This is a genomic window from Escherichia coli DSM 30083 = JCM 1649 = ATCC 11775 (genome assembly GCF_003697165.2).
Classification (GTDB): domain Bacteria; phylum Pseudomonadota; class Gammaproteobacteria; order Enterobacterales; family Enterobacteriaceae; genus Escherichia; species Escherichia coli.
Window position 1 is genome coordinate 2104976 of record NZ_CP033092.2, and the last position, 24347, is coordinate 2129322.

The following is a 24347-nucleotide window of genomic DNA, read 5'->3' on the forward strand; positions in this document are numbered from 1 at the left end:
CATGCAAGAAAGTATACAACTGGTTATTGATTCCTTGCCGTTCCTGCTGAAAGGGGCTGGGTATACGCTGCAACTCAGTATCGGCGGCATGTTTTTTGGCTTACTGCTAGGGTTTATTCTCGCGCTGATGCGCCTTTCGCCAATCTGGCCCGTGCGCTGGCTGGCGCGTTTTTATATCTCTATTTTTCGTGGTACGCCGCTCATCGCCCAACTGTTTATGATCTATTACGGCTTGCCGCAGTTTGGCATCGAACTAGATCCCATTCCGTCAGCAATGATTGGTCTGTCGCTGAACACTGCCGCCTATGCTGCCGAAACGCTGCGCGCCGCCATTTCTTCTATTGATAAAGGTCAGTGGGAAGCTGCAGCCAGTATTGGTATGACGCCATGGCAGACCATGCGTCGCGCGATTTTGCCACAGGCGGCGCGGGTGGCGTTGCCGCCGCTGTCGAACAGCTTTATCAGCCTGGTAAAAGATACGTCGCTGGCCGCGACAATCCAGGTGCCGGAGCTGTTCCGTCAGGCGCAGTTGATTACCGCGCGCACGCTGGAGGTGTTCACCATGTACCTGGCGGCTTCGCTCATCTACTGGATTATGGCGACTGTGTTATCGACGTTGCAGAACCATTTTGAGAATCAACTTAATCGCCAGGAGAGGGAACCCAAATGAGTGCCATTGAAGTTAAGAACCTGGTGAAAAAATTCCACGGTCAGACGGTGCTGCATGGTATCGACCTTGAGGTGAAGCCTGGCGAAGTAGTGGCTATTATCGGTCCGAGTGGTTCCGGCAAAACCACGTTGCTACGCAGCATAAATCTGCTGGAACAACCGGAAGCGGGAACCATCACCGTTGGCGATATCACTATTGATACTGCACGTTCATTAAGTCAGCAAAAATCGCTGATTCGCCAGTTGCGTCAGCACGTCGGGTTTGTCTTCCAGAACTTTAATCTGTTTCCGCATCGTACGGTGCTGGAAAACATTATTGAAGGGCCGGTGATCGTCAAAGGCGAACCGAAAGAAGAGGCCACGGCGCGCGCTCGCGAGCTGCTGGCGAAAGTTGGGCTGGCCGGTAAAGAAACCAGTTATCCACGTCGTTTGTCTGGCGGTCAACAGCAGCGCGTTGCGATTGCGCGTGCTCTGGCAATGCGTCCTGAAGTGATTTTGTTTGATGAGCCAACGTCGGCGCTGGATCCAGAGCTGGTGGGCGAAGTCCTGAACACCATTCGTCAGCTGGCGCAGGAAAAGCGCACGATGGTGATTGTGACGCACGAAATGAGCTTTGCCCGGGATGTTGCGGACCGGGCGATTTTTATGGACCAGGGGCGGATAGTCGAGCAGGGGGTAGCAAAAGCGTTATTTGCTGATCCTCAGCAGCCTCGCACCCGCCAGTTCATGGAGAAGTTTCTGCTGCAATAATAAGAAAAAATCAGCCCCGACGATTCACCAGTCGGGGCGGGACGCCATTTCAAACGTGATAAAACTGCTTAACAAATCAGCATAACTCATTAATAACATAAGAGAATGCGATGGCTTGCAAAAGTAATTCATTGCCTGAATAATATAAATTATATATAAATCTTATTTATGTGATAGTTTGAATTATCATTATAAATGATACTCACTCTCAGGGGCGTTGCGGTTTACTATGCAGGATACGGATTTTTTCAGCTGGCTTCGCACGATGTTGTTGCGTTTTCAGAGGATGGAGGCCGCAGAAGAGGTCTACCATGAAATAGAGCTTCAGGCTCAGCAGCTGGAGTACGATTACTATTCGTTATGTGTTCGCCACCCGGTACCATTCACGCGACCTAAAGTGGCTTTCTATACCAATTACCCTGAGTCGTGGGTTAGTTATTATCAGGCAAAAAATTTTCTCGCAATTGATCCGGTGCTGAACCCTGAAAACTTTAGTCAGGGCCATTTAATGTGGAATGATGACTTATTCAGCGAAGCACAGCCGTTATGGGAAGCTGCGCGCGCACATGGTTTACGCCGCGGTGTCACTCAGTATTTAATGCTGCCAAATCGGGCGTTGGGCTTTTTGTCCTTTTCCCGTTGCAGCACGCGCGAAATACCCATTCTTAGTGATGAACTGCAATTAAAAATGCAGCTACTGGTGCGCGAAAGTCTGATGGCTCTGATGCGTTTAAATGATGAAATAGTGATGACGCCAGAGATGAATTTCAGCAAGCGCGAAAAAGAAATTCTGAAATGGACGGCGGAAGGTAAGACATCAGCAGAGATAGCGATGATTTTGTCAATCTCTGAGAATACGGTCAATTTCCATCAGAAAAACATGCAGAAAAAAATCAATGCACCGAATAAGACGCAGGTTGCCTGTTACGCGGCCGCTACTGGCTTAATTTGATCTCTTTTCTGTTCTGCGTGCCAGATGCAAAAACCGGCTGAAAGGCACGCTCTCAGCCGGTTTTATATTACTGACGGTAGGCTTGTTTAATTTGCTTAACCGTTTTGGAAAATACTGCAGCCTGGGTTTCGTCTTCGATCAGCGCAAGCTGTTTTTCCATCTTTAACATCACGCGGCCCGCGTCAGCTTGTCCCATCGCCTGCAGCATCAGCGTCAGCATCGCTTTCAGGCAGGAGACTTCATTTGCCAGTTCTTGATTATTCTCGGCAGTAGAAAAATCAGGCGTACTCATTTATTTTCCTCGTCATGTTGCAATGAAAATTTGCGGTGAAAAATGTTAAGGCGGCGGAGTATACCATAAGCTTTGCTAAAAATAGCAGTGGTTGTTTTTTGAGCGTGATATCAACAGTACTATAAAATACGTTAATATAATGACCAATAAATATTTTTATCATGAATGTTTTTTGCCCGTATTGTTCGGGTTAATTAATGTTACATATTCAGCGGGCTGATTTTCATTTTTGCTGAATAAAGTCAATTTTTGTCACATTTCATCGCCGGGCTTACTGTGAAACGATCCCGGAAGCCGTTGGTGACGGGCGTGACCATAACTGTGGACAATCGAATTGACAAAAACGAGAGAAAAATCGAATACCCACCATTTTTAACGTTTCAAAGTTGCAATAAAAACCGCTAATATACGAATGACTAACTATCAGTAGCGTTATCCCTATTTCTGGAGATATTCCTTTGATCAACGTTCTACTTGTTGATGACCACGAACTGGTGCGCGCAGGGATACGACGCATTCTGGAAGATATAAAGGGTATAAAAGTCGTCGGTGAGGCATCGTGCGGTGAAGACGCCGTTAAATGGTGCCGGGCAAATGCCGTTGACGTGGTGCTAATGGACATGAGTATGCCGGGCATTGGCGGTCTTGAGGCGACGCGTAAAATCGCGCGTTCCACAGCTGATGTCAAAATCATCATGCTTACCGTCCATACAGAAAACCCTTTACCAGCGAAAGTCATGCAGGCCGGAGCTGCGGGCTACCTCAGCAAAGGCGCGGCTCCGCAGGAAGTCGTGAGTGCGATTCGTTCTGTCTATTCAGGGCAGCGTTACATTGCTTCTGATATCGCTCAACAAATGGCGTTAAGCCAGATCGAACCAGAAAAAACAGAAAGCCCATTTGCCAGTTTGTCTGAACGTGAATTGCAGATTATGCTGATGATCACCAAGGGCCAGAAGGTCAATGAGATCTCAGAACAGCTCAATCTCAGTCCGAAAACGGTGAACAGCTACCGCTATCGTATGTTCAGTAAACTAAACATTCATGGCGATGTTGAGCTGACTCACCTGGCAATTCGCCATGGTCTGTGTAATGCGGAGACATTATCAAGTCAGTGAGTGATCAGTTTGACGCAAAAGCGTTTTTAAAAACCGTAACCAGCCAGCCAGGCGTTTATCGCATGTACGATGCTGGTGGTACGGTTATCTATGTCGGCAAAGCGAAAGACCTGAAAAAACGGCTTTCCAGCTATTTCCGTAGCAACCTCGCTTCGCGCAAAACCGAAGCGCTGGTCGCCCAGATCCAGCAAATTGATGTAACGGTTACTCATACAGAAACCGAAGCGCTGTTACTGGAACACAACTACATCAAACTTTATCAGCCGCGTTACAACGTTTTGCTACGCGATGATAAATCATATCCTTTTATCTTCCTGAGTGGCGATACCCACCCGCGTCTGGCGATGCATCGTGGAGCGAAGCATGCCAAAGGTGAATATTTCGGCCCGTTCCCGAATGGCTATGCCGTACGTGAAACACTGGCGCTACTGCAAAAGATTTTCCCCATTCGCCAGTGCGAAAACAGTGTTTATCGCAACCGCTCGCGTCCGTGTCTGCAATATCAGATAGGGCGCTGTCTGGGGCCGTGCGTTGAAGGACTGGTGAGTGAAGAAGAATACGCTCAGCAGGTCGAGTATGTGCGCCTGTTTTTGTCTGGCAAAGATGATCAGGTGCTTACGCAACTCATTAGTCGTATGGAAACTGCCAGCCAGAATCTGGAGTTTGAAGAAGCGGCGCGGATTCGCGACCAAATTCAGGCGGTGCGACGTGTCACCGAAAAACAGTTTGTTTCCAATACCGGCGACGACCTTGACGTTATTGGAGTGGCGTTCGATGCGGGTATGGCTTGTGTCCACGTATTGTTCATTCGTCAGGGCAAAGTGCTCGGCAGCCGCAGCTATTTCCCGAAAGTGCCTGGCAGTACGGAACTGAGCGAGGTGGTGGAAACCTTCGTAGGTCAGTTCTATTTACAAGGCAGCCAGATGCGCACCTTACCGGGTGAGATCCTGCTCGATTTTAATCTTAGCGATAAAACGCTGCTCGCCGATTCCCTTTCAGAACTGGCGGGACGCAAGATTAATGTTCAAACCAAACCTCGTGGCGATAGAGCGCGTTATCTGAAACTCGCGCGTACCAATGCGGCGACGGCCTTAACCAGCAAACTTTCGCAGCAATCTACCGTTCACCAGCGGCTGACCGCGCTTGCCAGCGTGTTGAAATTGCCGGAAGTGAAGCGGATGGAGTGCTTTGACATCAGCCATACCATGGGTGAACAAACCGTCGCTTCCTGTGTGGTGTTTGATGCTAACGGCCCGCTGCGTGCGGAGTATCGGCGCTATAACATTACTGGCATCACACCGGGCGATGATTATGCGGCGATGCATCAGGTGCTGCGTCGGCGTTATGGTAAAGCCATTGACGACAGTAAGATCCCGGATGTGATCCTTATAGACGGCGGCAAAGGCCAGCTTGCGCAGGCGAAAAATGTCTTCGCCGAACTGGATGTCTCATGGGATAAAAATCATCCGCTGCTACTTGGCGTTGCCAAAGGAGCAGATCGTAAGGCTGGGCTGGAAACGCTGTTCTTTGAGCCGGAAGGTGAGGGATTTAGTTTGCCGCCAGATTCTCCCGCGCTGCATGTTATCCAGCATATTCGCGATGAATCACACGATCACGCGATTGGCGGGCACCGTAAAAAACGGGCGAAGGTCAAAAATACCAGTTCCCTGGAAACCATTGAAGGCATCGGGCCAAAACGTCGGCAAATGTTGTTGAAATATATGGGTGGTTTGCAAGGTTTACGTAACGCCAGCGTTGAGGAAATTGCAAAAGTGCCGGGTATTTCGCAAGGTCTGGCAGAAAAGATCTTCTGGTCGTTGAAACATTGATGTCTCTGTAGCAACATAGGGGTAATCTTACTGACAACAGATAGTTACCCGTCATTATGCAATTTAATATCCCTACGTTGCTTACACTGTTCCGTGTCATCCTTATCCCATTCTTTGTATTGGTCTTTTATCTGCCTGTCACCTGGTCGCCGTTTGCCGCCGCGCTCATTTTCTGCGTCGCGGCGGTGACTGACTGGTTCGATGGTTTTCTGGCACGCCGCTGGAATCAGAGTACCCGGTTTGGTGCTTTCCTTGACCCTGTCGCAGATAAAGTTCTCGTGGCTATCGCCATGGTGCTGGTAACCGAGCATTACCACAGCTGGTGGGTGACCTTACCGGCAGCAACGATGATCGCCCGTGAAATTATTATTTCTGCGCTACGCGAATGGATGGCGGAGTTGGGTAAACGCAGTAGCGTGGCTGTCTCCTGGATTGGGAAAGTGAAAACCACTGCCCAGATGGTGGCGTTAGCCTGGCTGCTGTGGCGTCCGAACATTTGGGTTGAGTACGCCGGTATTGCACTTTTCTTTGTGGCTGCGGTACTGACTCTGTGGTCAATGTTGCAATATTTGAGCGCTGCGCGTGCAGATTTGCTTGATCAGTGATCGTTTCGGCGCAATTTTCAGCAAACGATCAAAAGTGGTGAAAAATATCGTTGACTCATCGCGCCAGGTAAGTAGAATGCAACGCATCGAACGGCGGCACTGATTGCCAGACGATAATAAAATCAAGTGATTAACTGATTGCTTGATGAATGCGGGAATAGCTCAGTTGGTAGAGCACGACCTTGCCAAGGTCGGGGTCGCGAGTTCGAGTCTCGTTTCCCGCTCCAGTTTAAAAGACATCGGCGTCAAGCGGATGTATGGCTGAAAGGCCTGAAGAATTTGGCGCGTTAACAAAGCGGTTATGTAGCGGATTGCAAATCCGTCTAGTCCGGTTCGACTCCGGAACGCGCCTCCACTTTCTTCCCGAGCCCGGATGGTGGAATCGGTAGACACAAGGGATTTAAAATCCCTCGGCGTTCGCGCTGTGCGGGTTCAAGTCCCGCTCCGGGTACCATGGGAAAGATAAGAATAAAATCAAAGCAATAAGCAGTGTCGTGAAACCACCTTCGGGTGGTTTTTTTGTGCCTGCAACTTGTCGTTACACCCTCCTTAATTTTTAATCACCGGCAAAGCCACTCAAAAAGTATCTCTGATACGGACCGGCATGTAAGATAGGTGCTGGCGAGTTGAGATCCACAAGGAAAAGCGTATGAAAACGGGACCGTTAAACGAAAGTGAGTTGGAATGGCTGGACGATATTCTGACCAAATACAACACTGACCACGCCATTCTTGATGTGGCGGAGCTGGACGGTTTATTGACGGCGGTGTTGAGTTCTCCGCAAGAGATTGAACCGGCACAGTGGCTGGTTGCCGTGTGGGGTGGGGCTGACTATGTGCCGCGCTGGGCGTCAGAGAAAGAGATGACGCGCTTTATGAACCTGGCTTTTCAACATATGGCCGATACCGCAGAGCGTCTGAACGAATTCCCGGAGCAGTTTGAGCCGTTATTCGGCTTGCGAGAAGTCGATGGCAGCGAGCTGACGATTGTTGAGGAGTGGTGCTTTGGCTATATGCGGGGCGTGGCACTTTCTGACTGGTCAACGTTGCCCGATTCGTTAAAACCAGCGCTGGAGGCGATTGCGCTGCACGGTACTGAGGAAAACTTCGAGCGGGTAGAGAAGATGTCGCCAGAAGCGTTTGAAGAGAGCGTAGATGCTATTCGGCTGGCGGCGCTTGATTTACATGCATACTGGATGGCGCATCCGCAGGAAAAAGCTGTTCAGCAACCGATCAAAGCAGAAGAGAAACCGGGGCGTAACGATCCTTGTCCGTGTGGCAGTGGTAAGAAATTTAAGCAGTGCTGCCTGCATTAAGAGGTCACATTGGGTGTCAGCGTTAATTCTGGCACCCAATAAGAATCTAATCACCCCACTTCTGGTAACAAGCCTGCCGCAATCAAAAATTGCACGCCAATCACAGCAATACCACAGAGAAACACCACCACCAGCGCCGGACGACCACCTTTCACCCGGTAACCCGCCTGAGGATTGTGCTTCCTGCTTTGCCAGGTCAACAGCGAAGGGATAATCAATGCCAGTACCGCCAGTGCCACACCGGCGTAACCCAGCGCCATCACAAATCCTCGTGGATAAAACAGTGCAAACGCCAGTGGCGGCAGAAAGGTAATTGCACCAGTTTGCAATCGTCCACCAACGGTATTTGAACGCTGAAACAAATCTGCCAGATAATCAAATAAGCCTAACGCTACGCCGAGGAAGGACGTGGCGAGGGCTAAATCAGCAAATAAATGCACTGCCAGCTCAACATGCGGAGAGGCCACCATTTCGCGTAACGCCTGTAACAGCCCGTTTAATCCGGCATGATTAGCCAGCAATCCCATAAAGGTTGTTGAATCAATGCTGCCAAGGGTCGCCAGCTGCCAGAAAATATATGCCACCAGGGGGATCGCACTACCGATTATAAACACCCAGCGTAGCTTACGAATGTTGCCATCCATATAGCTGACAATACTCGGCACGCTACCGTGAAAACCAAACGACGTAAAAATCACCGGGATTGCAGACAGTGCCAGTCCCTGTTGCAACGGCAGGGTTAAAAGATTCACTTTGTGAATATGCGGTAGCAGCAATACCAGCATCACCACCAAAAAAATAATTTTGGCGCTGAACAGAAAACGGTTAAATAAATCGACCAGCGAAGTTCCGACACAAACCACGCCACCGGCAACAAAAGTGAACAACAGCACGCCAGCGGTTGCCGACATTGAAATACCTGTCCAGTCGCTGATGCTGGAGGCCAACAATTCACCGGCACCGCTGATGTATGCCGCAGTCAGAGCATACATTAAGAACATCATACTGAAGCCCGTCAGCCACTGACCGTAGCGTCCCAGATAGCGTTTTGCCAGCGTGCCCAGACCGGTATCTGCCGGGACATGCTGGTACACCTCCAGCAGTAATAGCGCCGTGTAGCACATCAATGCCCAAAGCCCAATTAACAAGATTAACGTGACGCTAAAACCAACACCTGCCGCAGCCAGCGGCATTGCCAGCATACCAGCGCCAATTGTGGTTCCCGCCACGATAAAAACACTTCCCAGAGTTCTGTTTTTCACGCTTTCTTCTGTCCTGACGATCTTTATGAGTGATATCTGCGGCGCAGGTTAAGGCATAACGGCTGATTCGTCAAACCGACGTTACATATGTTGTAAATATAAATGTACAATAAAAAGCGTTCAGTTCTGCGCTGGCGCAAAGTCTTCATAAGCGGTAATCGCTACGCTAGGCTTTTTTTGAGGAGGAACGATGGACTCTATTCACGGTCACGAAGTGTTAAATATGATGATTGAATCAGGCGAGCAATATACGCATGCCAGTCTGGAAGCAGCAATTAAAGCGCGTTTTGGTGAACAGGCACGTTTTCACACCTGCTCGGCAGAAGGGATGACTGCGGGAGAGTTGGTGGCGTTTCTGGCAGCAAAAGGCAAATTTATACCTTCAGAAGAAGGTTTTTCAACCGATCAGAGTAAGATTTGCCGTCACTGATTTGAAACGGCGGCAGAAAACCTGCCGCCGGAGAGCATTAGTTTTGTGTGTCGAGGGTAGAGAGTTCTTTGTCGATAAAATACAGACCTTCGCCGCTTTTGCCTGCAAGGCTTAATTTATCAATAATCGATTTGAACAGTTTCTCTTCTTCATGCTGCTCAGAAACATACCATTGCAGGAAATTAAATGTTGGGTAGTCCTGATTGGTCATTGCAGCATGAGCCAGTTCGTTAATTTTCTGCGTGATTAATTGTTCGTGTTTATAGGTTTCCTGGAATAATTCATCAAGTGAGGAATATTCAGCAAACGGAGATTCAACGGTATTAATACGCGGTAAGTTGCCGGTATCAGTCAGGTAATCAAACAGACGCTGCATATGCGTCATCTCTTCCTGGGCGTGACGGCGCAGGAACGCGGCAGCACCTTCGAAGGTATGATAGCTGCACCAGGCGCTCATTTGCTGATAAAGCAGTGAAGAGTACAGTTCCAGGTTCATCTGCTCATTAAGTTTTTCAATCATTTCTGGTTTCAGCATGATAGTGCTCCACAAAGGTTATATTTGTTGCTGTAGCGTCACTATAATTTGTTATTTTATTATTTGCAAAAGGTAAAATATAAATATCATTTATTAAAAATACGAATGGGAATAAAACGCATTACCGCTATTTATTTAATCAGCGAAGATCCCCCTCGCTGATTAAAACGTTTAGAGAAAGACAGGGAAGGCGGAATGATGGCACTGATATGACAAAGTGAATTCCGTATTCAAACATAAGGAACCCGCAAAGAGGCTACAGTTGCCTACTGGCTGACCAAAGGGGATAGCGTGGGTATAGCCTGCCTGCTGGCATGCGCGATCGGCGATCCCGCGACTGACATAACGATCGGTACTGGCATGCTGCAAAAAAGCCTGATCATAAACCAACCGAACAATACCTGTTGCCGCGTCAACTTCGCTCACATGGGCCTGGCGAGTAACCGTACATCCTGTCAGCGTTATTAAGGAAAGAGTCAGAATCAGAAGTCTCATGGTCCAGCCAGAAGAGTAAAAGAAAGCAGTATTTTACGCGTTACAGCGCTGCGACAATGGCCGGAAAAGACGCCTGGCAGGCGCTATTTCTTGCCATCTGTATGTGTTAGAAATTGGGGGGGCTGCTTTTTGATTATCATTTTTATAACATTAAAGAGGTATTTATGTGATTTACATCACATAAAGATTGATTTTTGTGATGGTTGTCATATTATAAATGTAAAGACAATAACACCTGTATAACAAATGGTCGGAGTACCGCGATGAAACTGCGCAAGATCCTGAAAAGTATGTTCAATAACTATTGCAAGACGTTCAAAGACGTACCGCCAGGCAATATGTTCCGATAACAAAAAACCTGCTCCGGCAGGTTTTTTTGTGTTCTGATGACGGTGGATGTGACTATCGCTGAAGATGTGAAGCCGCTACTATAAAGGCTTTCAAAATGCTATCAGGAGTTTACGATGTCCCAGCCGCTGAATGCCGATCAGGAACTGGTTTCTGATGTGGTTGCTTGCCAGTTGGTTATCAAACAAATTCTGGATGTTCTCGATGTGATCGCGCCCGTTGAAGTTCGCGAAAAAATGTCCAGCCAGCTGAAGAATATCGACTTTACTAACCATCCCGCCGCCGCAGACCCGGTCACCATGCGGGCAATCCAAAAAGCCATCGCGTTGATTGAACTCAAGTTTACCCCACAGGGCGAATCCCATTAAAAAACCGCTGCTTCAAAAAAATGAGGCAGCGGTTTCTCAAAAACTTCATCGGCGCAATGCATTAGCGCCGATGATGATCAATGTAGCTGATGCGACACGACATTCAGAACATGTTGGTCGGTCTGCACAGGACACATACCAGCAAGTTTCGCACTGCGCACTTCATCAAGAATGGTTTGCAGTAACAGGCCATCATGCTGCTGTTCTTTTTCCAGATCGCGCAGGAAATTGACGGTTGAATCATCATTCAGTTCTTTCGCTTCATCGGCTAACTGCGCCAGCGTGCTTGAACGTTGCTCGTATTCTTCCATCGTTTTTTGGAACAGTTCTTCCAGAGAGTTCAGTTTTTCACCGGGAACATCAATGGCTTTAACGATGGGGGTAGCGCCGACACTCTTCATAAAGTTAAACATGCGCATCATTTGGGTCACATTACTCTGTGCCTGGGCGCGAAGGAAAGTGGCGGTGCCGTTCAGACTCTGTTCAGAACACCAGTTACTCAGGTGAAGGTAGAGATTGGATGCGTAAAACTCGCGGTTCATTTGAGAGTTGAGTTTGAGAAGCATTCCAGCGGTTGCCATACCTAATATCCTTATATCCAGAAGTGGAGAGGTGCAAGATAAATCAAAACACCATAATTACTGTTTGCAGAATAATTCCTTTCTGCCGGTCCGAAATGTGATCGTGGAGTCAATTCTGACGATGATCTGAAATAAGAATAACGTCTGAACGGGTATAAGAAAATGCTTAAATCATCAAGTTTATATATTTTTACATTTCATTGATGAAATCAATGTAACTGTAATGAATTTTAATGATGGTGCTTTTTGTATCTTGTTGATATTAATCGATGAATTTGAATTCATGATGAAGCAATGATTTTATAAAACGTTTTTTCATTTTTGCGATATAGCTCTCATTATACGTGTTCTGTTAATTAATGAGTACAGTGATAATTAATGGCGAAATGAATGACGCGCATTTTCCACATCTTTAAGTTGCGGTTATTACACCATTGCAAAAACTCAACGCCAGGTAATGAGGCCTATTGACTGGTTAAAAAGAAGACATCCCGCATGGGTACCAAAGACAACAAGGACTTCCAGGCTAATCTTATGGATTATTCTGCTGTGCACTCGATAATTTGTCTGACAAATTCGCTTTTCCTTATGTCTTTTCCCGCTAAATTTATGCACGTTTTCACTGTAATTCTGCGATGTGATATTGCTCTCCTATGGAGAATTAATTTCTCGCTAAAACTATGTCAACACAGTCACTTATCTTTTAGTTAAAAGGTAATGCTTTGTTTTCCGATTAATTTAACGAATGTCATTCGTTTTTGCCCTACACAAAACGACACTAAAGCTGGAGAGAACCATGCACAAATTTACTAAAGCCCTGGCAGCCATTGGTCTGGCAGCCGTTATGTCACAATCCGCTATGGCGGAGAACCTGAAGCTCGGTTTCCTGGTGAAGCAACCGGAAGAGCCGTGGTTCCAGACCGAATGGAAGTTTGCCGATAAAGCCGGGAAGGATTTAGGGTTTGAAGTTATTAAGATTGCCGTGCCGGATGGCGAAAAAACATTGAACGCTATCGACAGCCTGGCTGCCAGTGGCGCGAAAGGTTTCGTTATTTGTACTCCGGACCCGAAACTCGGCTCTGCCATCGTGGCGAAAGCGCGTGGCTACGATATGAAAGTCATTGCCGTGGATGACCAGTTTGTTAACGCCAAAGGTAAGCCAATGGATACCGTTCCGCTGGTGATGATGGCTGCGACCAAAATTGGCGAACGTCAGGGCCAGGAACTGTATAAAGAGATGCAGAAACGTGGCTGGGATGTCAAAGAAAGCGCGGTGATGGCGATTACCTCCAACGAACTGGATACGGCTCGTCGCCGTACTACGGGGTCTATGGATGCGCTGAAAGCTGCAGGATTCCCGGAAAAACAAATTTATCAGGTACCTACCAAATCTAACGACATCCCGGGGGCATTTGACGCTGCCAACTCAATGCTGGTTCAACATCCGGAAGTTAAACATTGGCTGATTGTCGGTATGAACGACAGCACCGTGCTGGGCGGCGTACGCGCGACGGAAGGTCAGGGCTTTAAAGCGAGCGATATCATCGGTATCGGTATTAACGGTGTGGATGCGGTGAGTGAACTGTCTAAGGCACAGGCAACCGGCTTCTACGGTTCCCTGCTGCCAAGCCCGGACGTACATGGTTATAAGTCCAGCGAAATGCTTTACAACTGGGTTGCAAAAGGTGTTGAACCGACCAAATTCACCGAAGTTACCGACGTGGTGCTGATCACGCGTGACAACTTTAAAGAAGAACTGGAGAAAAAAGGTTTAGGCGGTAAGTAATTTGCCGGAAAAATTCCCCTCTGCATGATGCAGAGGGGGTGTGAACGACCAGTGATTCACGGAGACGTTATGCAACAGTCTACCCCGTATCTCTCATTTCGCGGCATCGGTAAAACGTTTCCCGGCGTTAAGGCGCTGACGGATATTAGTTTTGACTGCTATGCCGGTCAGGTTCATGCGTTGATGGGTGAAAATGGCGCAGGAAAATCAACTCTCTTAAAAATCCTCAGCGGAAACTATGCGCCAACCACGGGTTCTGTAGTGATTAATGGGCAGGAAATGTCCTTTTCCGACACGACCGCAGCACTTAACGCGGGTGTGGCGATTATTTATCAGGAACTGCATCTCGTGCCGGAAATGACCGTCGCGGAAAACATCTATCTCGGCCAGCTGCCGCATAAAGGCGGCATTGTGAATCGTTCATTGCTGAATTATGAGGCAGGTTTACAAATTAAACATCTTGGTATGGATATTGACCCGGACACGCCGCTGAAATATCTCTCCATTGGTCAGTGGCAGATGGTTGAAATCGCCAAAGCGCTGGCGCGTAACGCCAAAATTATCGCCTTTGATGAGCCAACCAGCTCCCTCTCTGCCCGCGAAATCGACAATCTTTTCCGCGTTATTCGTGAACTGCGAAAAGAGGGGCGGGTGATCTTATACGTTTCTCACCGTATGGAAGAAATATTTGCCCTCAGCGATGCCATCACCGTCTTTAAAGATGGGCGTTATGTCAAAACCTTTACCGATATGCAGCAGGTTGACCACGACGCACTGGTGCAGGCGATGGTCGGGCGCGACATTGGCGATATCTACGGCTGGCAACCGCGTAGTTATGGCGAGGAGCGGCTGCGTCTTGATGCTGTGAAAGCACCAGGCGTGCGTACGCCAATAAGTCTGGCGGTTCGCAGTGGAGAAATTGTCGGTCTGTTTGGTCTGGTCGGGGCAGGGCGTAGCGAATTAATGAAAGGCATGTTTGGCGGGACGCAAATCACCGCCGGTCAGGTTTATATCGACCAACAGCCGATCGATATTCGTAAACCGAGCCACGCCATTGCCGCAGGCATGATGCTCTGCCCGGAAGATCGCAAAGCGGAAGGCATTATTCCCGTGCACTCCGTTCGCGACAATATCAACATCAGTGCCAGACGTAAACATGTGCTTGGCGGTTGTGTAATCAACAACGGTTGGGAAGAAAACAATGCCGATCACCACATTCGTTCGCTCAACATCAAAACGCCGGGCGCTGAGCAACTGATCATGAATCTCTCAGGCGGAAATCAGCAAAAAGCCATTCTGGGCCGCTGGTTATCGGAAGAGATGAAGGTCATTTTGCTGGATGAACCTACGCGTGGCATTGATGTTGGTGCTAAGCATGAAATTTACAACGTGATTTATGCGCTGGCGGCGCAGGGTGTGGCGGTGCTGTTTGCCTCCAGCGACTTACCTGAAGTCCTCGGCGTTGCCGACCGGATTGTGGTGATGCGGGAAGGCGAAATCGCCGGTGAATTGTTACACGAGCAGGCAGATGAGCGTCAGGCACTGAGCCTTGCGATGCCTAAAGTCAGCCAGGCAGTTGCCTGAGTAAGGAGAGTATGATGTCTTCTGTTTCTACATCGGGTTCTGGAGCACCTAAGTCGTCATTCAGCTTTGGGCGTATCTGGGATCAGTACGGCATGCTGGTGGTGTTTGCGGTGCTTTTTATCGCCTGTGCCATTTTTGTCCCAAATTTTGCCACCTTCATTAATATGAAAGGGTTGGGCCTGGCAATTTCTATGTCGGGGATGGTGGCGTGTGGCATGTTGTTCTGCCTTGCTTCCGGTGACTTTGACCTTTCTGTCGCCTCCGTAATTGCCTGTGCGGGTGTCACCACTGCGGTGGTTATCAACCTGACTGAAAGCCTGTGGATTGGCGTGGCAGCGGGTTTGTTGCTGGGCGTTCTCTGTGGCCTGGTCAATGGCTTTGTTATCGCCAAACTGAAAATAAATGCCCTCATCACGACTCTGGCAACGATGCAGATTGTTCGAGGTCTGGCGTACATCATTTCAGACGGTAAAGCGGTCGGTATCGAAGATGAAAGCTTCTTTGCCCTTGGTTACGCCAACTGGTTCGGTCTGCCTGCGCCAATCTGGCTCACCGTCGCGTGTCTGATCATCTTTGGCTTGCTGCTGAATAAAACCACCTTTGGTCGTAATACCCTGGCGATTGGCGGGAACGAAGAGGCTGCGCGTCTGGCGGGTGTACCGGTTGTTCGCACCAAAATTATTATTTTTGTTCTCTCTGGCCTGGTATCAGCGATAGCCGGAATTATTCTGGCTTCACGTATGACCAGTGGGCAGCCAATGACGTCGATTGGTTATGAGCTGATTGTGATCTCCGCCTGCGTTTTAGGTGGCGTTTCTCTGAAAGGCGGCATCGGAAAAATCTCATATGTGGTGGCGGGTATCTTAATTTTAGGCACCGTGGAAAACGCCATGAACCTGCTTAATATCTCTCCTTTCGCACAGTACGTAGTTCGCGGCTTAATCCTGCTGGCAGCGGTGATTTTCGACCGTTACAAGCAAAAAGCGAAACGCACTGTCTGATGCTTTTTTCTACAACAATTTAGCATTTTTTCCCACCACAGCCAGCCGCCACAACGGTTGGCTGTTCTTCGTTGCAAATGGCGACCCCCGTCACACTGTCTATACTTACATGTCTGTAAAGCGCGTTCTGCGCAACACAATAAGAAAAGAGAAGGAGGAGAACCGGGTGACAGAACCGTTAACCGAAACCCCTGAACTATCCGCGAAATATGCCTGGTTTTTTGATCTCGATGGAACGCTGGCGGAAATCAAACCGCATCCCGATCAGGTCGTCGTGCCTGACACTATTCTGCAAGGACTTCAGCTACTGGCAACCGCAAGTGATGGTGCATTGGCATTGATTTCAGGGCGCTCAATGGTGGAGCTTGACGCACTGGCAAAACCTTATCGCTTCCCGTTAGCGGGCGTGCATGGGGCGGAGCGCCGTGACATCAATGGTAAAACGCATATCGTTCATCTGCCGGATGCGATTGCGCGTGATATTAGCGTGCAACTGCATACGGTCATCGCCCAGTATCCCGGCGCGGAGCTGGAGGCGAAAGGGATGGCTTTTGCGCTGCATTATCGCCAGGCTCCGCAGCATGAAGACGCATTAATGACATTAGCGCAACGTATTACTCAGATCTGGCCACAAATGGCGTTACAGCAGGGAAAGTGTGTTGTCGAGATCAAACCGAAAGGTACCAGTAAAGGTGAGGCGATTGCTGCCTTTATGCAGGAAGCTCCCTTTATCGGGCGAACGCCCGTATTTCTGGGCGATGATCTGACCGATGAATCTGGCTTCGCAGTCGTTAACCGGCTGGGCGGAATGTCAGTAAAAATTGGCACAGGTGCAACTCAGGCATCATGGCGACTGGCGGGCGTGCCGGATGTCTGGAGCTGGCTTGAAATGATAACCACCGCATTACAACAAAAAAGAGAAAATAACAGGAGTGATGACTATGAGTCGTTTAGTCGTAGTATCTAACCGGATTGCACCACCAGACGAGCACGCCGCCAGTGCCGGTGGCCTTGCCGTTGGCATACTGGGGGCACTGAAAGCCGCAGGTGGACTGTGGTTTGGCTGGAGCGGTGAAACAGGGAATGAGGATCAGCCGCTAAAAAAGGTGAAAAAGGGTAACATTACGTGGGCCTCTTTTAACCTCAGCGAACAGGACCTTGACGAATACTACAACAAATTCTCCAATGCCGTTCTCTGGCCCGCTTTTCATTATCGGCTCGATCTGGTGCAATTTCAGCGTCCTGCCTGGGATGGCTATCTACGCGTAAATGCGTTGCTGGCAGATAAATTACTGCCGCTGTTGCAAGACGATGACATTATCTGGATCCACGATTATCACCTGTTGCCCTTTGCGCATGAATTACGCAAACGGGGCGTGAATAATCGCATTGGTTTCTTTCTGCATATTCCTTTCCCGACACCAGAAATCTTCAACGCGCTGCCGACATATGACACCTTGCTTGAACAGCTTTGTGAATATGATTTGCTGGGTTTCCAGACGGAGAACGATCGTCTGGCGTTCCTGGATTGCCTTTCTAACCTGACCCGCGTCACGACACGTAGCGCAAAAAGCCATACGGCCTGCGGCAAAGCGTTTCGAACGGAAGTTTACCCGATCGGCATTGAGCCGAAAGAAATAGCGAAACAGGCTGCCGGTCCACTGCCGCCAAAACTGGCGCAACTCAAAGCAGAACTGAAAAACGTACAAAATATCTTTTCTGTCGAACGACTGGATTATTCCAAAGGTTTGCCGGAGCGTTTTCTCGCCTATGAAGCGTTACTGGAAAAATATCCGCAACATCACGGTAAAATTCGTTATACCCAGATCGCGCCAACGTCTCGTGGTGATGTGCAAGCCTATCAGGATATTCGTCATCAGCTCGAAAATGAAGCCGGACGAATTAATGGTAAATATGGGCAATTAGGCTGGACGCCGCTTTATTATTTGAATCAGCATTTTGACCGTAAATTACTGATGAAAATATTCCGCTACTCTGACGTGGGCTTAGTGACGCCACTGCGTGACGGGATGAACCTGGTGGCAAAAGAGTATGTTGCCGCTCAGGACCCAGCCAACCCGGGCGTTCTTGTTCTTTCGCAATTTGCGGGAGCGGCAAACGAGTTAACGTCGGCGTTAATTGTTAATCCCTACGATCGTGACGAAGTTGCAGCTGCGCTGGATCGTGCATTGACTATGTCGCTGGCGGAACGTATTTCCCGTCATGCAGAAATGCTGGACGTTATCGTGAAAAACGATATTAACCACTGGCAGGAGTGCTTCATTAGCGACCTAAAGCAGATAGTTCCGCGAAGCGCGGAAAGCCAGCAGCGCGATAAAGTTGCTACCTTTCCTAAGCTTGCGTAGGTGCGGTTAATCTCCCGTAAGTGGAACTAACAGCACATCGACCTCACTTGAGGTAATCACTCTTTTCGCCGAGCAGGATGCTCGCGAAAAGAAACTGTGATTGTGATTACCGCAAATCACCAAATCGAAATGATGTTTGCGACAAACTTCCAGAATATGTTCGCTTAACTCACCGTAGGCAATAAACGTCTTGTCAACGGGATACCCCGCATCCTGAATTAACTTATCAAGAAAGCTTTGCGTTTCTTCCTGCATCACATTGCGTAAATCTTCAAGCATCGGCGCAGCTAATTGATTGTACATTTCCGGGTCGGAAGCGAGAGTAATTAAACTGATGTGTCCCTTTACTGGCCTGGCGATAGATACCGCTTTTGCCAGCAGTTGCTGACTTTCCGGTGTAACCGCAACGGCGACAAGAATATTGCTATAGCTCATAACCTGTTCCTTATTCTGTGAACTTCAGGTGACATTAAAGCTTTACTCCTAATGGAGAAACGACGCAATCCCAACTCAGTTAAACAGGTAAATATTAGTCTGGTCATTAGTAAATACAATTAATCAATTGCTCTTGGTTATCATATGATTTCAACTGTATTTATAAGAAAATAATGTACTGATTTCCCATATTGAACAAGTGGTTAATATATGTAAAACATTTTATTAACATTGGGTTGATTGTTGCCTTTCTTTGTAGTTAATTAGTTTGTTGTGCGGTAAGTGTTTGTTTAAAAATGGCTTATCTGGTATTGCATTAAAGCGATTATTTATAGCAGATGATTATTTACGGTGAGTTATTTTAACTGTGCGCAACATCCCATTTCGATTATTCCTGTTTCATTTTTGCTTGCCAGTGTAGCGAAAAATTTTTTAACAGATTGAAATACACCCAAAACAAAAGTATGACTTATACATTTATGTTAAGTAATTGAGCGTTTTGTGTGATCTGCATCACACATTATTGAAAATCGCAGCCCCCCTCCGTTGTATGTGCGTGTAGTGACGAGTACAGTTGCGTCGATTTAGGAAAAATCTTAGATAAGTGTAAAGACCCCCTTCTATTTGTAAGGACTTATTAAACCAAAAAGGTGGGTCTGCTTATTGCAGCTTATCGCAACTATTCTAATGCTAATTATTTTTTACCGGGGCTTCCCGGCGACATCACGGGGTGCGGTGAGACCGCATAAAAATAAAGTTGGTTATTCTGGGTGGGAATAATGCATACCTCCGAGTTGCTGAAACACATTTATGACATCAACTTGTCATATTTACTACTTGCACAGCGTCTGATTGTTCAGGACAAAGCGTCCGCTATGTTTCGTCTCGGCATAAATGAAGAAATGGCGACAACGTTAGCGGCACTGACTCTTCCGCAAATGGTTAAGCTGGCAGAAACCAATCAACTGGTTTGTCACTTCCGTTTTGACAGCCACCAGACGATTACTCAGTTGACGCAAGATTCCCGCGTTGACGATCTCCAGCAAATTCATACCGGCATCATGCTCTCAACACGCTTGCTGAATGATGTTAATCAGCCTGAAGAAGCGCTGCGCAAGAAAAGGGCCTGATCATGAGTGAAAAAAGCATTGTTCAGGAAGCGCGGGATATTCAGCTGGCAATGGAATTGATCACCCTGGGCGCTCGTTTGCAGATGCTGGAAAGCGAAACACAGTTAAGTCGCGGACGTCTGATAAAACTCTATAAAGAACTGCGCGGAAGCCCACCGCCGAAAGGCATGCTGCCATTTTCAACCGACTGGTTTATGACCTGGGAACAAAACGTTCATGCTTCGATGTTCTGTAATGCATGGCAGTTTTTACTGAAAACTGGCTTGTGTAATGGCGTCGATGCGGTGATCAAAGCCTACCGTTTATACCTTGAACAGTGCCCGCAAGCAGAAGAAGGACCGCTGCTGGCATTAACCCGTGCCTGGACATTGGTGCGGTTTGTTGAAAGTGGATTACTGCAACTTTCCAGCTGCAACTGCTGCGGCGGCAATTTTATTACCCATGCTCACCAGCCTGTTGGCAGCTTTGCCTGCAGCTTATGTCAGCCGCCATCCCGGGCAGTAAAAAGACGTAAACTTTCCCAGAATCCTGCCGATATTATCCCACAACTGCTGGATGAACAGAGAGTACAGGCTGTTTAACTGATACGGTGTGGCGAAACATTCCAGCAGCGGTAACGATGTACCGCTGCTTTCTTTTGCCCCTATCGCGTGTTAACGCCTGACGACTGAACATCCTGTCATGGTCAACAGTGGAAGGATGATGTCGTGCTTATCTTATTAGGTTACCTGGTTGTTCTCGGTACAGTTTTCGGCGGTTATTTGATGACCGGTGGAAGCCTTGGAGCACTCTATCAACCCGCTGAACTGGTGATTATTGCCGGTGCAGGGATTGGGTCGTTTATCGTCGGCAATAATGGCAAAGCGATTAAAGGCACGCTGAAGGCGCTGCCGTTGCTGTTTCGTCGCTCCAAATACACCAAAGCAATGTATATGGATCTGCTGGCTCTGCTTTATCGGTTGATGGCGAAATCGCGGCAGATGGGGATGTTTTCGCTGGAACGCGATATTGAAAATCCCCGTGAGAGCGAGATCTTCGCCAGCTACCCACGCATCCTTGCGGATAGCGTCATGCTTGAATTTATCGTCGATTATCTGCGCCTGATTATCAGCGGTCACATGAACACCTTCGAAATCGAAGCTCTGATGGATGAAGAGATTGAGACGCACGAAAGCGAGGCAGAAGTCCCGGCGAACAGTCTGGCGCTGGTCGGGGACTCACTTCCGGCGTTTGGTATTGTTGCGGCTGTAATGGGGGTCGTTCACGCGTTAGGTTCAGCCGATCGTCCTGCCGCCGAGCTGGGGGCGCTTATCGCTCATGCGATGGTGGGGACTTTCCTCGGTATTTTATTGGCTTACGGATTTATTTCCCCATTAGCGAGTGTTTTACGTCAGAAAAGCGCCGAAACCAGCAAAATGATGCAGTGCGTCAAAGTCACTCTGCTTTCTAATCTGAACGGTTACGCACCGCCTATCGCCGTTGAGTTTGGTCGCAAAACGCTCTATTCCAGCGAACGTCCGTCGTTTATTGAGCTGGAAGAGCATGTGCGTGCGGTGAAAAATCCGCAACAACAGACGACAACCGAGGAAGCATGAAGAATCAAGCGCATCCGATTATTGTCGTCAAACGACGCAAAGCCAAAAGCCACGGAGCAGCACATGGATCGTGGAAGATTGCTTATGCCGACTTTATGACCGCAATGATGGCCTTTTTTCTGGTGATGTGGCTGATCTCTATCTCCAGTCCAAAAGAGCTGATTCAGATTGCGGAGTACTTCCGGACTCCGCTGGCGACAGCGGTTACGGGTGGCGATCGCATTTCTAATAGTGAAAGCCCAATTCCCGGCGGTGGTGATGATTACACCCAAAGCCAGGGGGAAGTGAATAAGCAGCCGAACATCGAAGAGCTGAAAAAACGCATGGAGCAAAGTCGATTGCGGAAATTGCGTGGCGATCTCGACCAGTTGATTGAGTCCGATCCGAAACTGCGGGCGTTACGTCCACATCTCAAAATCGATCTGGTCCAGGAAGGTCTACGTATTCAGATCATCGATAGCCAGAATCGCCCGATGTTTAGAACTGGCAGTGCCGACGTCGAACCCTATATGCGCGACATTCTGCGCGCCATCGCGCCCGTACTGAACGGTATTCCCAACCGAATTAGCCTCTCGGGTCATACCGATGATTTTCCCTACGCCAGCGGTGAGAAAGGTTACAGCAACTGGGAGCTTTCTGCCGATCGTGCCAATGCATCCCGCCGCGAACTGATGGTTGGTGGGTTGAATGGCGGCAAAGTGTTACGTGTCGTCGGCATGGCGGCAACGATGCGCTTAAGCGATCGCGGACCTGATGATGCCGTCAACCGTCGCATCAGCCTGCTGGTACTGAACAAACACGCCGAACAGGCCATTTTGCATGAAAACGCCGAAAGCCAGAATGAGCCAGTAAGCGCCCTGGAAAAACCTGAGGTTGCACCACAGGTCAGTGTTCCCACAATGCCATCAGCCGAACCGAGGTGACAGCGTGAGCATGGATATAAGCGATTTTTATCAGACATTTTTTGATGAAGCGGACGAACTGTTGGCTGATATGGAGCAGCATCTGCTGGTTTTGCAGCCGGAAGCGCCAGATGCCGAACAGTTGAATGCCATCTTTCGGGCTGCCCACTCGATCAAAGGAGGGGCAGGAACCTTTGGCTTCAGCGTTTTGCAGGAAACCACGCATCTGATGGAAAACCTGCTCGATGAAGCCAGACGAGGTGAGATGCAACTCAACACCGACATTATCAATCTGTTTTTGGAAACGAAGGACATCATGCAAGAACAGCTCGACGCTTATAAACAGTCGCAAGAGCCGGATGCCGCCAGCTTCAATTATATCTGCCAGGCCTTACGTCAACTGGCATTAGAAGCGAAAGGCGAAACGCCATCCGCAGTGACCCGATTAAGTGTGGTTGCCAAAAGTGAACCGCAAGATGAGCAGAGTCGTAGTCAGTCACCGCGACGAATTATCCTTTCGCGCCTGAAGGCCGGCGAAGTCGACCTGCTGGAAGAAGAGTTGGGGCATCTGACAACGTTAACTGACGTGGTGAAAGGGGCGGATTCTCTCTCGGCAATATTACCGGACGACATCGCCGAAGATGACATCACTGCGGTACTCTGTTTTGTGATTGAAGCCGATCAGATTACCTTTGAAACAGTAGACGTCTCGCCAAAAATATCCACCCCACCAATGCTTAAACTGGCAGCCGAACAAGCGCCAATCGGTCGCGTGGAGCGGGAAAAAACGACGCGCAGCAGTGAATCCACCAGCATCCGTGTAGCGGTAGAAAAGGTTGATCAATTAATTAACCTCGTCGGTGAGCTGGTCATCACCCAGTCCATGCTTGCCCAGCGTTCCAGCGAACTGGACCCGGTTAATCATGGTGATTTGATTACCAGCATGGGGCAGTTACAACGTAACGCCCGTGATTTGCAGGAATCAGTGATGTCGATTCGCATGATGCCGATGGAATATGTCTTTAGTCGTTATCCCCGGCTGGTGCGTGATCTGGCGGGAAAACTCGGCAAGCAGGTAGAACTGACGCTGGTGGGCAGTTCTACTGAACTCGACAAGAGCCTGATTGAACGCATTATCGACCCGCTGACCCACCTGGTACGCAATAGCCTCGATCACGGTATTGAACTGCCAGAAAAACGGCTCGCTGCAGGTAAAAACAGCGTCGGAAATTTAATTCTGTCTGCCGAACATCAGGGCGGCAACATTTGCATTGAAGTGACCGACGATGGGGCGGGGCTAAACCGTGAACGAATTCTGGCAAAAGCGGCCTCGCAAGGTCTGACCGTCAGCGAAAACATGAGCGACGACGAAGTTGCGATGCTGATATTTGCCCCTGGCTTCTCCACGGCGGAGCAGGTCACCGACGTCTCCGGGCGTGGCGTCGGCATGGACGTCGTTAAACGTAATATCCAGGAGATGGGCGGTCATGTCGAGATCCAGTCGATGCAGGGTACTGGCACGACGATCCGCATTTTACTGCCGCTGACGCTGGCCATCCTCGACGGCATGTCCGTACGCGTTGCGGATGAAGTTTTCATTCTGCCGCTGAATGCTGTTATGGAATCACTGCAACCCCGTGAAGCCGATCTCCATCCACTGGCCGGCGGCGAGCGGGTGCTGGAAGTGCGGGGTGAATATCTGCCTATCGTCGAACTGTGGAAAGTGTTCAACGTCGCGGGCGCGAAAACCGAAGCTACCCAGGGAATTGTGGTGATCTTACAAAGTGGCGGTCGCCGCTACGCCTTGCTGGTGGATCAATTAATTGGTCAACACCAAGTTGTGGTTAAAAACCTTGAAAGTAACTATCGCAAAGTCCCCGGCATTTCTGCTGCGACCATTCTTGGCGACGGCAGCGTGGCACTGATTGTTGATGTCTCCGCCTTGCAGGCGATAAACCGCGAACAACGTATGGCGAACACCGCCGCCTGAATGAGTAAAAAG

Annotated in this window: 27 protein-coding genes and 3 tRNA genes; 23 read left to right on the forward strand and 7 right to left on the reverse strand. The window is 48.9% G+C overall.

What is annotated here, in order from left to right; genetic code table 11:
• Position 1: 1 nt before the first annotated feature.
• From tcyL to sdiA, 3 genes are all read left to right on the forward strand, one after another.
• A complete protein-coding gene (gene tcyL, locus EAS44_RS11150; protein WP_029130961.1) occupies positions 2-670 on the forward strand; it encodes a cystine ABC transporter permease in 669 nt (222 codons plus the stop codon).
• Entirely contained in the window at positions 667-1419 is a 753-nt protein-coding gene (gene tcyN, locus EAS44_RS11155; RefSeq protein ID WP_001273001.1) for an L-cystine ABC transporter ATP-binding protein TcyN, read from the forward strand. The genes tcyL and tcyN overlap by 4 nt, the downstream gene beginning before the upstream one ends.
• A 229-nt stretch (positions 1420-1648) precedes the next feature.
• Positions 1649-2371, forward strand: coding sequence for a transcriptional regulator SdiA (gene sdiA / locus EAS44_RS11160; RefSeq protein ID WP_001154255.1), 723 nt, complete (start codon positions 1649-1651; stop codon positions 2369-2371).
• A gap of 67 nt (positions 2372-2438) precedes the next feature.
• Here sdiA and yecF read toward each other — a convergent pair whose 3' ends face one another.
• Both yecF and yecU read right to left on the reverse strand, forming a co-directional pair.
• Positions 2439-2663 carry a DUF2594 family protein YecF gene (yecF, locus tag EAS44_RS11165; protein WP_000106474.1) on the reverse strand — a complete coding sequence of 75 codons (225 nt, stop codon included), beginning with the start codon at positions 2661-2663 and terminating at the stop codon, positions 2439-2441.
• On the reverse strand, positions 2650-2826 hold the full coding sequence (gene yecU, locus EAS44_RS11170) for a protein YecU (protein ID WP_001307856.1): 177 nt from the start codon (positions 2824-2826) through the stop codon (positions 2650-2652). Before yecU ends, yecF begins: the two co-directional genes overlap by 14 nt.
• Before the next feature lie 295 nt (positions 2827-3121).
• On the opposite strand from yecU, the gene uvrY reads away from it, so the two are divergent.
• The 7 genes from uvrY to yecA all read left to right on the forward strand — a co-directional run bounded on the left by uvrY (position 3122) and on the right by yecA (position 7527).
• Positions 3122-3778, forward strand: a complete 657-nt coding sequence (gene uvrY, locus EAS44_RS11175; protein WP_000611328.1) for a UvrY/SirA/GacA family response regulator transcription factor — start codon at positions 3122-3124, stop codon at positions 3776-3778.
• Positions 3775-5607 carry an excinuclease ABC subunit UvrC gene (gene uvrC, locus EAS44_RS11180; protein WP_001283433.1) on the forward strand — a complete coding sequence of 611 codons (1833 nt, stop codon included), beginning with the start codon at positions 3775-3777 and terminating at the stop codon, positions 5605-5607. The genes uvrY and uvrC overlap by 4 nt, the downstream gene beginning before the upstream one ends.
• Positions 5608-5663: 56 nt before the next feature.
• Complete coding sequence (gene pgsA, locus EAS44_RS11185; protein WP_001160187.1) at positions 5664-6212, forward strand: CDP-diacylglycerol--glycerol-3-phosphate 3-phosphatidyltransferase; 549 nt, start codon at positions 5664-5666, stop codon at positions 6210-6212.
• A 151-nt stretch (positions 6213-6363) separates the two neighbouring features.
• A tRNA-Gly gene (locus EAS44_RS11190) sits at positions 6364-6439 on the forward strand.
• A gap of 54 nt (positions 6440-6493) precedes the next feature.
• Positions 6494-6567, forward strand: a tRNA-Cys gene (locus EAS44_RS11195).
• Between the two features lie 12 nt (positions 6568-6579).
• Positions 6580-6666, forward strand: a tRNA-Leu gene (locus tag EAS44_RS11200).
• Between the two features lie 195 nt (positions 6667-6861).
• Positions 6862-7527, forward strand: a complete 666-nt coding sequence (yecA, locus tag EAS44_RS11205; protein WP_000847882.1) for a UPF0149 family protein YecA — start codon at positions 6862-6864, stop codon at positions 7525-7527.
• Positions 7528-7577: 50 nt separating this feature from the next.
• Here yecA and tyrP read toward each other — a convergent pair whose 3' ends face one another.
• Positions 7578-8789 (reverse strand): tyrosine transporter TyrP, encoded by a 1212-nt coding sequence (gene tyrP / locus EAS44_RS11210; RefSeq protein WP_000797555.1) that lies wholly within the window; start codon positions 8787-8789, stop codon positions 7578-7580.
• 190 nt (positions 8790-8979) lie between these two features.
• On the opposite strand from tyrP, the gene yecH reads away from it, so the two are divergent.
• Positions 8980-9219: a YecH family metal-binding protein gene (yecH, locus tag EAS44_RS11215; protein ID WP_000377224.1), complete on the forward strand. Its 240-nt coding sequence runs from the start codon at positions 8980-8982 to the stop codon at positions 9217-9219.
• A 37-nt stretch (positions 9220-9256) separates the two neighbouring features.
• Here yecH and ftnA read toward each other — a convergent pair whose 3' ends face one another.
• Together ftnA and yecR are read right to left on the reverse strand one after the other, a co-directional pair.
• Positions 9257-9754, reverse strand: a complete 498-nt coding sequence (ftnA, locus tag EAS44_RS11220) for a non-heme ferritin (protein WP_000917208.1) — start codon at positions 9752-9754, stop codon at positions 9257-9259.
• Positions 9755-9925: 171 nt separating this feature from the next.
• A complete protein-coding gene (gene yecR / locus EAS44_RS11225; RefSeq protein WP_001237882.1) occupies positions 9926-10249 on the reverse strand; it encodes a YecR-like lipofamily protein in 324 nt (107 codons plus the stop codon).
• 263 nt (positions 10250-10512) lie between these two features.
• Here yecR and azuC point away from each other — a divergent pair, with 263 nt between their 5' ends.
• Positions 10513-10599: a stress response protein AzuC gene (gene azuC / locus EAS44_RS11230; protein WP_010723106.1), complete on the forward strand. Its 87-nt coding sequence runs from the start codon at positions 10513-10515 to the stop codon at positions 10597-10599.
• Between the two features lie 114 nt (positions 10600-10713).
• Positions 10714-10965 (forward strand): DUF2766 family protein YecJ, encoded by a 252-nt coding sequence (gene yecJ, locus EAS44_RS11235; RefSeq protein ID WP_000082127.1) that lies wholly within the window; start codon positions 10714-10716, stop codon positions 10963-10965.
• Between the two features lie 77 nt (positions 10966-11042).
• Here the strand turns inward: yecJ and ftnB are convergent, their stop codons facing one another.
• A complete protein-coding gene (ftnB, locus tag EAS44_RS11240; protein WP_000179469.1) occupies positions 11043-11546 on the reverse strand; it encodes a non-heme ferritin-like protein in 504 nt (167 codons plus the stop codon).
• Positions 11547-12342: 796 nt separating this feature from the next.
• Between ftnB and araF the strand changes: the two genes are divergently transcribed.
• The 5 genes from araF (at position 12343) to otsA (ending at position 18283) form a co-directional block, all read left to right on the forward strand.
• Positions 12343-13332: an arabinose ABC transporter substrate-binding protein AraF gene (gene araF, locus EAS44_RS11245; RefSeq protein ID WP_001298461.1), complete on the forward strand. Its 990-nt coding sequence runs from the start codon at positions 12343-12345 to the stop codon at positions 13330-13332.
• Between the two features lie 69 nt (positions 13333-13401).
• A complete protein-coding gene (gene araG / locus EAS44_RS11250) occupies positions 13402-14916 on the forward strand; it encodes an arabinose ABC transporter ATP-binding protein AraG (RefSeq protein ID WP_001187785.1) in 1515 nt (504 codons plus the stop codon).
• A 14-nt stretch (positions 14917-14930) separates the two neighbouring features.
• Positions 14931-15917 (forward strand): arabinose ABC transporter permease AraH, encoded by a 987-nt coding sequence (gene araH / locus EAS44_RS11255; protein WP_000100205.1) that lies wholly within the window; start codon positions 14931-14933, stop codon positions 15915-15917.
• A 166-nt stretch (positions 15918-16083) separates the two neighbouring features.
• The gene (gene otsB / locus EAS44_RS11260) at positions 16084-16884 is read left to right on the forward strand and encodes a trehalose-phosphatase (protein WP_001298457.1); all 801 of its coding nucleotides are present in this window, start codon (positions 16084-16086) and stop codon (positions 16882-16884) included.
• Positions 16859-18283 carry an alpha,alpha-trehalose-phosphate synthase gene (otsA, locus tag EAS44_RS11265; protein WP_001332091.1) on the forward strand — a complete coding sequence of 475 codons (1425 nt, stop codon included), beginning with the start codon at positions 16859-16861 and terminating at the stop codon, positions 18281-18283. The genes otsB and otsA overlap by 26 nt, the downstream gene beginning before the upstream one ends.
• Before the next feature lie 6 nt (positions 18284-18289).
• Here otsA and uspC read toward each other — a convergent pair whose 3' ends face one another.
• The gene (gene uspC / locus EAS44_RS11270) at positions 18290-18718 is read right to left on the reverse strand and encodes a universal stress protein UspC (RefSeq protein WP_000122412.1); all 429 of its coding nucleotides are present in this window, start codon (positions 18716-18718) and stop codon (positions 18290-18292) included.
• 779 nt (positions 18719-19497) lie between these two features.
• Between uspC and flhD the strand changes: the two genes are divergently transcribed.
• The 5 genes from flhD (at position 19498) to cheA (ending at position 24335) form a co-directional block, all read left to right on the forward strand.
• A complete protein-coding gene (gene flhD / locus EAS44_RS11275) occupies positions 19498-19848 on the forward strand; it encodes a flagellar transcriptional regulator FlhD (protein ID WP_001295647.1) in 351 nt (116 codons plus the stop codon).
• A 2-nt stretch (positions 19849-19850) separates the two neighbouring features.
• The gene (gene flhC / locus EAS44_RS11280; protein ID WP_001291603.1) at positions 19851-20429 is read left to right on the forward strand and encodes a flagellar transcriptional regulator FlhC; all 579 of its coding nucleotides are present in this window, start codon (positions 19851-19853) and stop codon (positions 20427-20429) included.
• A gap of 126 nt (positions 20430-20555) precedes the next feature.
• A complete protein-coding gene (gene motA / locus EAS44_RS11285; protein WP_000906342.1) occupies positions 20556-21443 on the forward strand; it encodes a flagellar motor stator protein MotA in 888 nt (295 codons plus the stop codon).
• Positions 21440-22366, forward strand: coding sequence for a flagellar motor protein MotB (gene motB, locus EAS44_RS11290; protein WP_000795632.1), 927 nt, complete (start codon positions 21440-21442; stop codon positions 22364-22366). The genes motA and motB overlap by 4 nt, the downstream gene beginning before the upstream one ends.
• Before the next feature lie 4 nt (positions 22367-22370).
• Complete coding sequence (gene cheA / locus EAS44_RS11295; protein WP_001362840.1) at positions 22371-24335, forward strand: chemotaxis protein CheA; 1965 nt, start codon at positions 22371-22373, stop codon at positions 24333-24335.
• Positions 24336-24347 lie beyond the last annotated feature (12 nt).